8 protein-coding genes are annotated in these 13,208 nt (G+C 71.1%); 5 read left to right on the top strand and 3 right to left on the bottom strand.

Features of this window, described 5'->3' with window-relative positions; translation table 11 throughout:
* Positions 1-13: 13 nt before the first annotated feature.
* The gene (locus IE206_RS06120; RefSeq protein ID WP_189960976.1) at positions 14-1,288 is read right to left on the bottom strand and encodes an extracellular solute-binding protein; all 1,275 of its coding nucleotides are present in this window, start codon (positions 1,286-1,288) and stop codon (positions 14-16) included.
* A 289-nt stretch (positions 1,289-1,577) separates the two neighbouring features.
* Here IE206_RS06120 and IE206_RS06115 point away from each other — a divergent pair, with 289 nt between their 5' ends.
* The 3 genes from IE206_RS06115 (at position 1,578) to IE206_RS06105 (ending at position 5,250) form a co-directional block, all read left to right on the top strand.
* Complete coding sequence (locus IE206_RS06115) at positions 1,578-3,182, top strand: glycoside hydrolase family 13 protein (RefSeq protein ID WP_189960975.1); 1,605 nt, start codon at positions 1,578-1,580, stop codon at positions 3,180-3,182.
* 25 nt (positions 3,183-3,207) lie between these two features.
* Entirely contained in the window at positions 3,208-4,236 is a 1,029-nt protein-coding gene (locus IE206_RS06110) for a LacI family DNA-binding transcriptional regulator (protein ID WP_264197997.1), read from the top strand.
* Between the two features lie 102 nt (positions 4,237-4,338).
* Positions 4,339-5,250, top strand: coding sequence for a phosphatase PAP2 family protein (locus IE206_RS06105; RefSeq protein WP_189960974.1), 912 nt, complete (start codon positions 4,339-4,341; stop codon positions 5,248-5,250).
* A gap of 76 nt (positions 5,251-5,326) precedes the next feature.
* Here the strand turns inward: IE206_RS06105 and IE206_RS06100 are convergent, their stop codons facing one another.
* Positions 5,327-8,323, bottom strand: a complete 2,997-nt coding sequence (locus tag IE206_RS06100; protein WP_189960973.1) for a bifunctional [glutamine synthetase] adenylyltransferase/[glutamine synthetase]-adenylyl-L-tyrosine phosphorylase — start codon at positions 8,321-8,323, stop codon at positions 5,327-5,329.
* Positions 8,324-8,884: 561 nt separating this feature from the next.
* On the opposite strand from IE206_RS06100, the gene IE206_RS06095 reads away from it, so the two are divergent.
* Positions 8,885-10,987: a PIG-L family deacetylase gene (locus tag IE206_RS06095; protein ID WP_226598785.1), complete on the top strand. Its 2,103-nt coding sequence runs from the start codon at positions 8,885-8,887 to the stop codon at positions 10,985-10,987.
* A gap of 41 nt (positions 10,988-11,028) precedes the next feature.
* On the opposite strand, the gene IE206_RS06090 is transcribed toward IE206_RS06095, so the two are convergent.
* On the bottom strand, positions 11,029-12,132 hold the full coding sequence (locus IE206_RS06090; RefSeq protein ID WP_189960972.1) for an acyltransferase family protein: 1,104 nt from the start codon (positions 12,130-12,132) through the stop codon (positions 11,029-11,031).
* A gap of 188 nt (positions 12,133-12,320) precedes the next feature.
* On the opposite strand from IE206_RS06090, the gene IE206_RS06085 reads away from it, so the two are divergent.
* Positions 12,321-13,208 (top strand): alkaline phosphatase family protein, encoded by an 888-nt coding sequence (locus IE206_RS06085; protein ID WP_189960971.1) that lies wholly within the window; start codon positions 12,321-12,323, stop codon positions 13,206-13,208.

The following is a 13,208-nucleotide window of genomic DNA, read 5'->3' as shown; positions in this document are numbered from 1 at the left end:
CCGGCGGCGGGGCTCACTTGGTGAAGCCGGGGACCAGCTTGGCCATGTCCTGCTGCAGGCTCTTGGTGGCGTCGGCGACGGACTCCTTGCCGTCGGCGACCTTCGGCAGCGTGGTGTCCATCGGCGTCCACAGCGAGCTGTACTCGGGCAGCTCGGGCCGCGGCTGGGCGGCGGTGAGCACGCCCTGGTAGCCGGCGATGCCCGGGTCGGCCTTGACCTGCGCGGTGAAGGCGTCCTCGCGGGTCGGCAGCGTGGAGTTCTTCAGCGCGATGGTCTCCTGGCTCTTGGCCGAGGTCATGAAGCCCACGAACTTCATCGCGGCGGCCGCGTGCGCCTTGTCGGAGCCCGCGTACACGGACAGGTTGTGGCCGCCGGTCGGGGCGCCCGCCTTGCCGGTGGAGCCGGCCGGGACGGTGGCGATGCCGAGGTTGGCCTTGTCCTTGAACGCGGAGCCCTTGTAGAAGTTGGTGATCTCCCACGGGCCCTGCACGATGGCGGCGACCTTGCCGTTCACGAAGGCGTCCTGGATGTGGGCGTACGCGTCGGCGGTGACGTCCGCCTTGTGCAGGCCGGGGCCGTCGAACAGGCCCTTCCAGGTCTCGAGTCCCTTGACCGCCGGGGCACTTGCGATGGTGACCTTCTTGGCGGCGGCATCGACGGTGTCGGTGCCCTCGCCGTACAGGAACGGCTGCGTGTAGTACCCGGCGGTGGAGCCCCAGTAACCGTCGACGCCGGCCTTCTCCTTGACCAGGGCGGCGTCGGCCTTCAGCTCGTCCCAGGTGGCGGGGGCCTTGGTGATGCCGGCCTTGGCGAAGAGCGCCTTGTTGTAGACGAGGGCGAGGGTGTCGGTGACCAGCGGGACGCCGTAGGTCTTGCCCTCGAACTGGGCCTGCTTGATCAGGTTCGGCCGGAACTTGGCCTGGTCGGTCAGGGCCTCGGTGCCGTCCAGCGGCAGGAAGTAGCCCTTCTTCGCGAACGCGGGCGTCCAGCCGACCTCGGCGCGCAGCACGTCCGGGGCGCCCTTGGCGCCGGCGGCGGTGTCGAACTTGTTCTGCGCCTGGTCGAAGGGGACGTTGACGTACTTCACCTTGATCGTCGGGTTCGCCTTCTCGAACTCCGTGACCAGCGCCTGGTACGTGGGTGCCTCGTTCGTGGCGTTCGAGGTGTCCCACCAGGTGATGGTGACGGGGCCTTCCGCCTTGCCGCCGTCACTGTCGCTGCCACCGCAGGCCGTCGCCGCGAGCGCGAGGGTCGCCGCGAGCGCGGTGGCCGCTATGCCACGTCGCATGAGAACTCCTTCACTGGGTGCCGCTCCATCACGGCGCCGGATCGCCAGGAACGTAACAAGGATGAAAGGAGTCCGAAAGACCTTGCGAAGAATTTCTGCAAGGTCGGGTGATCGTTACGTCAGCGTGTCCGCACGGTTGCCGTTGTGCGCCTTGTCAAAGCGGGTGCGCCTGGTCCACATGCGCCTGCGGAGGCCCTGCAAGGGTTCCGCAAGACCTTGCAAGACTGTTACTTTTCGAGGGCCATCGGCGTTGATCCCGTAGATGCAGGGTTTTCGAGAGGGACCACACATGACGCAGGAGCTGACGACGGCCACCGTCACCGAGGAGCACACCGGGCCCCGGACCGGCTGGTGGCGCGACGCCGTGATCTACCAGGTGTACGTCCGCTCCTTCGCGGACGGCGACGGCGACGGCATCGGCGACCTGCCCGGCATCCGGGCCCGGCTTCCCCATCTGAAGGACCTGGGCGCCGACGCGGTCTGGCTCACCCCCTTCTATCTCTCGCCGCAGGCGGACGGCGGCTACGACGTGGCCGACTACCGGACGGTCGACCCGCTCTTCGGCTCGCTGTCCGACGCGGACGACCTGGTGCGCGAGGCCCACCGGCTCGGCCTGCGCGTCATCGTCGACATCGTCCCCAACCACACCTCCGACCAGCACCCCTGGTTCCGCGCGGCGCTCGCCGGCGGCCCCGAGCGCGCGCGCTACCTCTTCCGCCCCGGAAAGGGCGCGGACGGCGGGCTCCCGCCCAACGACTGGGAGTCGGTGTTCGGCGGGCCCGCCTGGACGCGGGCCCCCGACGGCGACTGGTACCTGCACCTGTTCGCCCCCGAGCAGCCCGACCTCGACTGGGACCACCCCGAGGTGCGCGCCGAATTCGACTCGGTGCTCCGCTTCTGGCTGGACCTCGGTGTCGACGGCTTCCGCATCGACGTGGCCCACGGCATGGTCAAGGCGGCGGGCCTGCCCGACATCGGCGCGAGCGAGCAGGCCAAGCTCATCGGCAGCCAGGTGCTCCCCTTCTTCGACCAGGACGGCGTCCACGAGATCCACCGCGGCTGGCGCGCGCTGCTCGACAGTTACGACGGCGAGCGCATCGCGGTCGCCGAGGCCTGGGCCCCCTCGCCCGAGCGTCTCGCCCTGTACGTACGCCCCGACGAACTACACCAGGCCTTCAACTTCCAGTTCCTCACCTGCGATTGGGACGCCGAGCGGATGCGCGAGACGGTCGACGCCTCGCTCGCCGCGACGGGCGCGGTCGGCGCACCGACGACGTGGGTGCTCTCCAACCACGACGTCGTACGCCATGTCACCCGCTACGGCGGCGGCGAGCGGGGCCTGCGCCGGGCCCGCGCCGCGGCCCTGTTCACCCTGGCCCTGCCCGGCTCCGCCTACCTCTATCAAGGGGAGGAGCTCGGCCTGCCGGAGGTCACCGACCTGCCCGACGAGCTGCGCCAGGACCCCGCCTTCCACCGCGCGGCTGGCCAGGACGGCTTCCGTGACGGCTGCCGCGTCCCGATCCCGTGGACCGCGGACGGCCCGTCGTACGGGTTCGGCGAGGCCGCGCCCTGGCTGCCGCAGCCCGACTCGTGGCGCGGGCTCAGCGTCGCCTCCCAGTCCGGCGACCCGCACTCGACCCTGGAGCTCTACCGCGAGGCGCTCGCCCTGCGCCGCGAGCTGCCGGGCCTCGGCGACGGCACGATGGACTGGCTCCCGGCACCGCGGGGGGTGCTCGCCTTCACCCGGCCCGGCTTCGTCTGCACCCTCAACACCCTGGGCCACGAAGTCCAACTCCCGCTCCCCGGGCGGCCGCTGCTCACCAGCGGCGCCGTCGAGTTCGACGGCACGAGCACCCTGCTCCCTGCCGAATCCGCGGTCTGGTGGGCAATCTGACGTGCGACCGGTACAGTCCAATCCCGTGACCGCACGGCTCGCCGACATCGCAGCCCAGGCGGGGGTCAGCGAAGCCACAGTCAGCCGCGTGCTCAACGGCAAGCCCGGTGTGGCCGCGGGCACCCGCGAATCCGTTCTCGCCGCACTCGACGTGCTGGGCTACGAGCGGCCCGTACGACTGCGCAGGCGCAGCGCGGGGCTCGTCGGCCTGATAACGCCGGAACTGGAAAACCCGATCTTTCCCGCCCTCGCCCAGGTCATCGGCCAGTCGCTGACCCGGCAGGGATACACCCCGGTGCTCGCGACGCAGACGCCCGGCGGATCCACCGAGGACGAGCTCACCGAGATGCTGGTGGACCGGGGCGTCTCGGGGATCATCTTCGTCTCCGGGCTGCACGCGGACACCACCGCCGACATGGAGCGCTACGAGCAGCTGCGCGCCCAGGGCGTCCCGTACGTCCTGGTCGACGGCTTCTCGCCGAAGGTGCAGGCGCCCTTCATCTCGCCCGACGACCGGGCCGCGATGCGGCTCGCGGTCACCCACCTCGCGGCGCTCGGTCACACCCGGATCGGCCTGGCGGTCGGCCCCAAGCGGTTCGTTCCCGTCCTGCGCAAGATCGAGGGCTTCACGGCCGGCATGCAGGACCGGCTCGGGCTCACCGTCGCCGAGGCGGAATCCCTGATCCAGCACTCGCTCTACACCCTGGAGGGCGGCCAGGCAGCCGCCTCCGCGCTCATCGCACAGGGCTGCACCGCGGTGGTGTGCGCCAGCGACATGATGGCGCTCGGCGCGATCAGGGCCGCGCGTCAGGCGGGCCTGGATGTGCCCCGTGATGTCTCCGTGGTGGGCTTCGACGACTCTCCGCTGATAGCGTTCACCGACCCGCCGCTGACCACCATCCGCAAGCCGGTGACCGCGATGGGCCAGGCGGCCGTCCGCGCCCTCCTCGAAGAGGTCGGGGGCACACCCGCCCCGCACAGCGAGTTCGTGTTCATGCCCGAGCTGGTCGTACGCGGTTCAACCTCCGGAGCGAGACCCCGAAGCCGACCCTGACGTACGCCGGGAAACGTCGTCCTCAGGGAGTAGCAGGTGCAGAGCGAACCCGACCGGAGGATGATCGGCCGGGGGTATGTGCATCTGGCAGACTCTCTTCCCATGGGTGAAATGACCGTGAAGACTCTGGAAGGCCGGACGGCCGCTCCAACCAACGAGCCGTCGGCCTCACCCCACAGCACCGAACCCGGACGAACCGGATTTTCCGCCCGGTTGAGAGGTGTGCGCTCGCCGCGCCGTCCTCGCATCTGGTTCGAAGTGCTTCTGATCGCGGTGAGTTACTGGGTGTACTCACTGATCCGCAACGCGGTGCCGGAGCAGAAGGCGAAGGCGCTCAAGAACGCCGACTGGATCTGGAGCGTCGAGCACCACCTCGGCATCGCGGTGGAGCAATCGGTCAACCACGCCGTGAATTCGGTGACATGGCTCATCGTCGGCATGAACTACTACTACGCGACACTGCACTTCATCGTCACCATCGGTGTTCTCGTGTGGCTGTTCCGTAGTCACCCGGGCCGCTACGCGGCGTCACGGCTCGTCCTCTTCGCGACGACGGGCGTGGCCCTGGTCGGCTACTACTTCTTCCCGCTGGCGCCGCCCCGCCTGATGAACGGCGGGGGCTTCGTCGACACGGTTCTGGTGCACCACACCTGGGGCTCGATGGCGTCGGGCGACCTGAAGAACATGTCGAACCAGTACGCGGCGATGCCGTCCATGCACATCGGGTGGTCGACCTGGTGCGGCCTGACGATCTTCGCGCTCGCGTCCGCGCCCTGGGCGAAGATCCTGGGCCTGCTGTATCCGACGGCCACGCTGGTGGTGATCGTCTCCACGGCGAACCACTTCTGGCTGGACGCGGTGGGCGGCCTCCTCTGCCTGACCTTCGGCTTCCTGGCCTCCCGAACCTGGTACGGCGCCCTGCCACACCAGCTGCCGAAGCTGGTGGACGTCCCTGCTCCCCGACGCTGGAAAGCGCCTTCGGCCCGTCCGGCGTTCGAGGACGAGCGCCCTTGAGGCGCGAACGGGGGCCCGGGGGCGGAGCCCCCAGAAGTGGGCCTGGGGACAAAGCCCCCAGCAACCCTCCGCAGCGTTACAGGTGCGCCCCGTAAAACAGCTCTTCGACAACCGCCCGCGCCCTGCGGGTAAGGCGCCGGTAGTCCTCCAGCATGTCCCCGACATGCCCCGGCTCGTACCCCAGGTAACGTCCGACCGCCGCGAGCTCCCGCCCGTCGGACGGGAACGTGTCCCCGGCGCGGCCCCGCACCAGCATGACCCCGTTGCGCACCCGTGTGGCCAGCACCCACGCCTCGTCCAGTATCGAGGCGTCCTCGGTGTCGATGAGCCCGGCCGCGTGCGCGGCGGCCAGGGCCTGACGGGTCCGGGTCGTGCGCAGGCCGGGCTCGTCCCAGCCGTGCTGCATCTGGAGGAGCTGGACCGTCCACTCGACGTCGGACAGGCCGCCCCGGCCGAGCTTGGTGTGCAGGGTGGGGTCGGCGCCGCGCGGCATCCGCTCGGATTCCATGCGGGCCTTGAGCCGGCGGATCTCGCGTACCGCGTCGTCGCCGAGGCCCTCCACCGGATACCGCAGCGGGTCGATGAGCTCGATGAAGCGGGCCCCGAGGTCGGCGTCGCCCGCCATCACCTCGGCGCGCAGCAGCGCCTGGCTCTCCCATACCAGCGACCAGCGCCGGTAGTACGCCTCGTACGACTTGAGCGTGCGGACCATCGGCCCGGACTTGCCCTCCGGCCGGAGGTCCGCGTCGATCAGCAACGGCGGGTCGGCGGTGGGGAGTTGGAGGAGCCGGCGCATTTCGGCGACGACGCGGTTGGCGGCCTTCGCGGCCTCCTGCTCGTCGACGCCCTCGCGGGGCTCGTGCACGAACAGGACGTCCGCGTCCGAGCCGTAGCTCAGCTCGTGGCCGCCGAAGCGGCCCATGCCGATGACCGCGAACCGGGTGGGCAGGGTGTCGCCCCACTCGGCCCGCACGGCGGCGCGCAGGGCGCCCGCGATGGTGGCCGCGTTCAGATCGGTGACCGCGTTGCCGACCCGGTCGACGAGGGCGCCCGGATCCTCCTCGGCGGGGCTGTCCTCGGTGCCGTACGAGCCGATGAGGTCGCCCGCGGTGGTGCGGAACAGTTCGCGGCGGCGCACTCCGCGGGCGGCGGCGACCGCGCCCTCGGCGGTCTCGGCGCGGCCGACCGCGGCGAGCACCTCCTGCTCCAGGTGGTCCCGGCCGCGCGGCACGAGCCCGTCCGGGTCGCCCAGGATGGCGACCGCCTCGGGGGCGCGGAGCAGCAGGTCGGGGGCGAGCCGGCCGGCCGAAAGGACGCGGGCCAGGTTCTCGGCGGCGGCGCCCTCGTCGCGCAGCAGCCGCAGGTACCAGGGAGTCTTGCCGAGCGCGTCGGAGACCTTGCGGAAGCCGAGCAGTCCGGCGTCCGGGTCGGCGGAGTCCGCGAACCAGCCCAACAGGACGGGCAGCAGGGTGCGTTGGATGGCGGCCTTGCGGCTCACGCCGGAGGACAGCGCCTCCAGGTGGCGCAGGGCGGCCGCCGGGTCGGCGTACCCGAGCGCTTCGAGACGGTGGGCGGCGGCGCGGGCACTGAGCCGGGTCTCTCCGGGGGCCAGCTGGGCGACGGCGTCCAGAAGCGGCCGGTAGAAGAGCTTCTCGTGCAGGCGGCGCACGACGGACGCGTGCCGCTTCCACTCCTTGTTGAGGCTGACGACGGGCTCGGTGCGCAGGCCGAGCGAGCGGCCGAGCCGGCGCAGGTCGGCCTCGTCCTCGGGCACGAGGTGGGTGCGGCGCAGCCGGTAGAGCTGTATGCGGTGCTCCATCGCGCGCAGGAAGCGGTACGCCTCGTCCAGCTGCGCGGCGTCCGCCCGGCCCACGTAGCCGCCGGCCGCGAGCGCCGCCAGCGCGTCCAGGGTGGTGCCGCTGTGCAGCGTCGCGTCGCTGCGCCCGTGCACCAACTGCAGGAGCTGGACGGCGAATTCGACGTCGCGGAGCCCGCCGGGGCCGAGCTTGAGCTCGCGCTCGACCTGGGCGGCGGGGATGTTGTCGACGACCCGGCGCCGCATCTTCTGGACGTCGGCGACGAAGTTGTCCCGCTCGGCCGCCTGCCACACCAGCGGCGAGACGGCCTCGACGTAGTCCTGGCCGAGCTCGGGGTCGCCCGCCACCGGCCGGGCCTTGAGCAGCGCCTGGAACTCCCAGGTCTTGGCCCAGCGCTGGTAGTAGGCGAGGTGGCTGGAGAGCGTGCGCACCAGCGGGCCGTTGCGGCCCTCGGGGCGCAGGTTGGCGTCGACGGGCCAGATGACGCCCTCGACGGTGGTCTCGGAGCAGATCCGCATGAGGTGGGCCGCGAGCCGGGAGGCGGCCTGCATCGCCTTGCCCTCGTCGCCGCCGCCGTCGGCCGGTTCGGCCACGAAGATCACGTCGACGTCGGAGACGTAGTTGAGCTCGTGACCTCCGCACTTGCCCATCGCGATCACCGCGAGCCGGCACTGGGCGGCGTCCTCGGGGGCGGCGGTGCGGGCGATGGCGAGCGCCGCGCGCAAGGTGGCGGTGGCGAGATCTGCGAGCTCGGCGGCGGTCTCGGCCATGTCGGTGGTCCCGCACACGTCGCGGGCCGCTATGGCGAGCAGGCAGCGCCGGTAGGCGACCCGCAGCGCCACCGGGTCGGTGGCCTCGGCCAGGCCCCGCTCGAATTCGGCGACCCCGGGGTGCAGGTCGGCTGCCTCGTAGGTGACCAGGGCGTGCCAGTCGCGGGGGTGGCGGGCCAGGTGGTCGCCGAGCGCCTCGGAGGCGCCGAGCACCCCGAGCAGCCGGTCGCGCAGCGGCTTGGCCGTGACGAGGGTGTCCAGGAGGGCGCGGCGCTCGTCGGCGTCCTGCGCCTCCACGACGCGGACGAGGCCGAGCAGGGCCAGATCGGGGTCGGCGGTGGCGCCGAGCGCGTCCAGGAGCACCGGGTCGGACCGTACGGGGGCGAGCTCGGGGGTCTCCAGGAGCCGCTCGGAGGCCGAAGGGTCGGTGAAGCCATGCCGCAGCAGCCGTGTGAAGGTACTGCTCCTGCGCCCCGGCACCGTCATCTGGCCGCCTCCCACCTCGTACGTACACCCGCACGCCCGGCCGGGGGGTTCCCGGAACCGGCCCACCCGATCAAGACCCGGATTCCGAGCCTAGCCGCAGTGGGGCCACCGGGGCCCGGCGAGGTTGGCCCGAGCGGCCGGACCGGGGCGGCTCGCGGGGTCGTTCTTCCGCCCTCCGGAAGGGGCGCCCGGCACCGGAGCGAGGGCCGGCCGGTACTGGACCTCCGGCCCTGACAACCACACCCGCCGACCCTCACCACAGGTGACGTCGCACCCACATAGGGCAACTTTCCGGACATTCCGAAAGCGAACTGCCGCCTTCCTGCGCCCGATTCACGGGCGGATGTGCCGGACTTGGGGGGATATAAGGGCAATTCGGGGTGATCAAGGCCACACGATTTGCCGTCGAGTCCAAATGAACCCGATTCTTGGACCTTTCGTCTTCTATGCCGATCAGGTTCTGACCAGCCCTGATCGGGCACTCACGACCGGGCTTTCGGCGAGGAAGTGCTCACGCACCGACCCCGGCCGCCAGGCCGCCCACACCGAAAGACCGCACCCATGAAGTCCAGGCTGCCGCTGCGCTCCGCGCTGCTGTCCCGCCGCGGCGCCGTCGCCGGCTCCGCGCTCGCCGCCGTGCTCATCACGGGCGGCGTCTTCGCCGAATTCGCGATGTCCGACACCGAGGGCACGGACATCCCCGGCGGCCACGCCTCGGGCACGCCCGCGGCGGCCGCATCGGGACCGGTGCGGCCCGCGACCGGGTCGGTCATGCAGGTCATCGCCCACCCGGACGACGACCTGTTCTTCATGAACCCGGACACCGGCCAGTCGCTGCGCTCCGGCCGCCCCATGACGTCGGTGTACGTCACGGCCGGCGAGGCGGACGGCGTGAACGCCCCGCCGCCGAAGAAGGCGGGCGGCCCCAAGCCGCTGGTCGACAAGGCGAAGTACTCCGAGGCCCGCCAGAACGGCATACGCGGGGCGTACGCGCAGATGGCGACCGGCGACCGGGGCAGCTCGTGGACGCGCACGTCCATACCCACCGCGGGCGGCGGCACCGCCGAGGTCGACACCCTGGACGCGCACCCCGACATCCACCTGGTGTGGATCCAGCTGCGCGAGGCCGGCAGCATCAACGGCAACCAGCCGCACAGCCTGCGCGGCCTGTGGAACGGCCAGGTCGACCGGCTCACCTCACAGATAGCCTCCGGCAGCCCGGCCAAGCCCTTCACGTACACGAAGGACCAGGTCGTCAAGACGCTCGCCGGTCTGATGGAGCGCTTCCTCCCGACCCATGTGCGCACCCTCGACCCGACCCCGGGCAAGGAGGGCAAGCTGCACAAGATCGTGGACCACCAGGACCACATCTACAGCGCCCGCTTCGCGCAGGCCGCCCTCCAGCTGTACGCGAAGTCCGTGAACCACCCGAACTTCAGCGTGCAGACGTACTTCGGCTACAACACCAGCTACCTGCCGCACACGTTCGCCAAGCCTGCCGCCGACGCCAAGGCCGACATCGTCAAGACGTACGCCTGGATGAACCCGAACGACAACTACTGCGACAGCGCCGCCGGCTGCGGCGACCGCAAGGTGTCGATCCGCCCGTACGGCAACGGCTGGGCCCAGTCGGTCCGTTACTCCCGCACCAACTCCACCTCCTGGCTGCAGTCCGGCAAGGACGGGAGCCTGTGGGCGTTCGGCGTGCTCGACCAGCGCCTCGCGGTGTGGCACAAGGCGCCGGGCGCCGCTGCCTGGGGCGCGCCCAGGCTGCTGCCCGGCGACGGCATGGACTCCGGTGTGAGCGCGACGCGCCTGCCGGACGGCCGGCTCGCGGTGTTCGGCACCCGCACCCAGTTCGGCGCGGAGCTGACCGACTACCGCCGCGAAGTCGTGGCCGCGGTCCAGACGAGCCCGGGCGGGGACTTCGGCCCGTGGCGTTCGCTCGGCTCGCCCGACCGCAGCGGCAGCAATGGCGTCTTCGACATGTCCACGCCGACCGCGGCGGTGGACGGCACCGGCAGGCTCTCGGTGTTCCTGCGCGGCGGCGACCGCCAGCTGTACTCGGCTGACCTGGCCGAGGACGGCGCCTGGACCCCGTGGGCCGTCCACGGCGGCGTCAACATGGCGGGCGACCCGGTCGCCACCGCCGACGGCGCGGGCCGCATCCATGTCTTCTCCAGCACCCCGAAGACCGTGCTCACCTGGGCGCAGCCGCAGGCGGGCGCCCCCATGCCGGCGCGCGCCACCGAGACCAAGCTGCCGCCGAACACGACGGGCCTCTCCGCCCGCCCGGAGGGCGACGGGGTGCGGGTGTACTACCGCAAGGTGGACTCGGGCAACATCCAGAGCGTGCTGTTCACCGGCGTGACCCCGTCCGCGCCCACCGACCTCGGCGACACGTCCGGTTACGGCATGGTCGGCGCGGCGGGCCCGCTGCTCACCGGCCGCACCGCCTCCGGCGCGCTCGCCACGCTTGAGCCGGGCGCCGAGGACCCGCAGTGGAAGTCCGACGGCAGCATCCTGTTCACCGGCGCGCCCTCGGCCGTCGCCGACGGCCAGGACACGACCGCGGCCGCCATCGGCCTGGACGGCCGGCTGTACTGGACGCAGACCGCGGGCGCCGAAGGCCCGGCCTCCCCCTGGAAGCCCGCCGCGAACTGACCGCGGCGGGTCTGCTCCGGAGCCCGCTCAGACACAGGCTCTCAGCGCGCCAGCGTCTTCTCCCGCTCGGCGGCGGCCGTCGGGGCGGTCGCGGGCACGGGCTCCTGCACCTTGGGCACGAGCCACCGCGGAAGCCTCGGCTCCACCAGCGGCCGGGCCAGCGCCCGCACCGGCGGCGTCGACAGCAGGACGACCACCCCCACCGCGAGCCCGCTGAGCACCAGTTGACCCGCGAGCCCCGACTGCCGTACGACGTGGAAGAACCCGTAGTGCTCGGCGATCCGGATCAGGATCCCGTGGATCAGATACGGATAGAGGGTGACCGCGCCAAGTGCCGTGATCCACATCCGGCGGCCCGGCACCAGCGCCAGGAACGACCCCACGAGCAGCGCGCTCACTGCGAAGAGGGCCAGCCTGAGCAGCAGATACCGAACGGGCGAGACGTTGAGCGCGCCGTTGCCGACGTCCATCGACAGCCAGTCGTCGCTCGGGGCGGGCGACAGGAGGTAGGCGAGCGCGAAGGCGCCGAGGAAGACCGGCGCCGCGATGCGGCGGGCCGTGCGGGTGCGCAGCCGGGCGAAGTGCTCGGGGCGCAGCCTGAGCCCGAGGACGAACCAGGGCAGGAACATCAGGACCCGGGGCAGCGCCAGGTCCTCGCCGATCACGGTGGTGCCCGCGGCGAGCGAGACGACGACCGAGATGGCGACCGGGTAGCGCACGGCGTTCCAGATCGGGGTGGACAGCCGCCAGAGGAACAGCGCGATGAGGAACCACAGCAGATACGTCGGCGAGGTCGGCGTGATCGCGAATTCCGCGCCGCGCAGCCAGTGGTAGACGAGGGTGTAGAGCGTCTCGAAGATCAGGTAGGGCGCGAGGACCCCGGTGAGCAGTCGGCGGACCTGGTCGGGACGGCCGGTGAAGGTGCGCGAGAAGTAGCCGGAGAGCAGGATGAAGGCCGGCATGTGAAAGCCGTAGACCAGGTTGTGCAGGGCTCTGAGCCCGTGCGTGTGGGGCGAGAACACCTGCTCCCAGCTGTGGCCGAGCGCGACCAGCACGATGAGCAGGAACTTTGCGTTGTCGAAGAAGGGCCTGCGGTCGGGGGTGTGTGAAGCGGGAGGACCGTGGTGGGGGGCGGAACTGGTCATCCCCCCCAAGGTAGGGGACGGAGGTGCCGATTGGGGCTGCCACAGCTTTGGGCACGGGACGTTCCCCGGGTCTTCACCCACTTTCACCTTCCAGGTTGACATGCACACCCCTAACCTCCGGGAAGCAACCCGCCGCGGCTGCACCCGGTCCGTGGGTGCAGCCATCCCCCCTCAATCCGGAGGTAGCCGTGTCCGGCGAGCCCAAACCGCGCCGCACCCGCACCGCCCTCTTTTCCGCCCTGGGCCTCACGGCCGCATCCGCCGGCCTGTGGGCCGGCCTCGGCGGAACGTCCTCCGCGGCCTCCGCGGCGAGCGTCCCCACCCCCGACCACGTCGTGGTCGTGGTCATGGAGAACCACGCCTACAACCAGGTCATCGGCAGCTCCAGCGCCCCGTACATCAACTCGCTGAAGTCCGGCGGCGCCAACCTGACGGCCTCGTACGCCGAGACCCACCCGAGCCAGCCGAACTACTACGCCATGTTCTCCGGTTCGACCCAGGGCATCACCGACGACAGCTGTGTGACCCCCGGCTTCTCCTCCGCGCCGAACCTCGCATCCGAGCTGATCGCGGCGGGCAAGACGTGGGCGAGCTACAACGAGTCGCTGCCCAGCCAGGGCTCGACCACGTGCTCCAGCGGCAAGTACGCGCAGAAGCACAACCCGTGGTTCGGCTTCTCGAACGTGCCGACCTCCTCGGCGTACACCTTCGCCCAGTTCCCCACCGACTACACCAAGCTGCCCCAGGTCTCGTACGTCACCCCGAACCTGTGCAGCGACATGCACGACTGCTCGGTCTCCACCGGTGACACCTGGCTGAAGAACAACCTGGGCGCGTACGCGACCTGGGCCAAGACCCACAACAGCCTGCTCGTCGTCACCTTCGACGAGGACAACCGGCTCGCCGGAAACAAGATCCCGACGGTCTTCTACGGCCAGCCGGTGACCCCGGGCTCCTCGTCCTCGACGACGTACAACCACTACAACGTGCTGCGCACGATCGAGGACATGTACGGCACCTCGCACGCCGGCCAGGCCGCCGGCTCCGCCGACATCACGGGGATCTGGGCCGGCTGA

Source organism: Streptomyces violascens (genome assembly GCF_014649955.1).
GTDB classification, from domain to species: domain Bacteria; phylum Actinomycetota; class Actinomycetes; order Streptomycetales; family Streptomycetaceae; genus Streptomyces; species Streptomyces violascens.
The sequence above is the reverse complement of the archived record's forward strand: the minus strand, read 5'-3'. Positions and strand labels throughout refer to the sequence as shown.

Excerpts from the sequence above, each read along its gene's own strand:
- IE206_RS06115 (WP_189960975.1), top strand. The coding sequence starts at position 1,578 with ATGACGCAGGAGCTGACGACGGCCACCGTCACCGAGGAGCACACCGGG.
- IE206_RS06105 (WP_189960974.1), top strand. The coding sequence starts at position 4,339 with ATGGGTGAAATGACCGTGAAGACTCTGGAAGGCCGGACGGCCGCTCCA.
- IE206_RS06100 (WP_189960973.1), bottom strand. The coding sequence starts at position 8,323 with ATGACGGTGCCGGGGCGCAGGAGCAGTACCTTCACACGGCTGCTGCGG.
- IE206_RS06090 (WP_189960972.1), bottom strand. The coding sequence starts at position 12,132 with ATGACCAGTTCCGCCCCCCACCACGGTCCTCCCGCTTCACACACCCCC.
- IE206_RS06095 (WP_226598785.1), top strand. The coding sequence starts at position 8,885 with ATGAAGTCCAGGCTGCCGCTGCGCTCCGCGCTGCTGTCCCGCCGCGGC.
- IE206_RS06120 (WP_189960976.1), bottom strand. The coding sequence starts at position 1,288 with ATGCGACGTGGCATAGCGGCCACCGCGCTCGCGGCGACCCTCGCGCTC.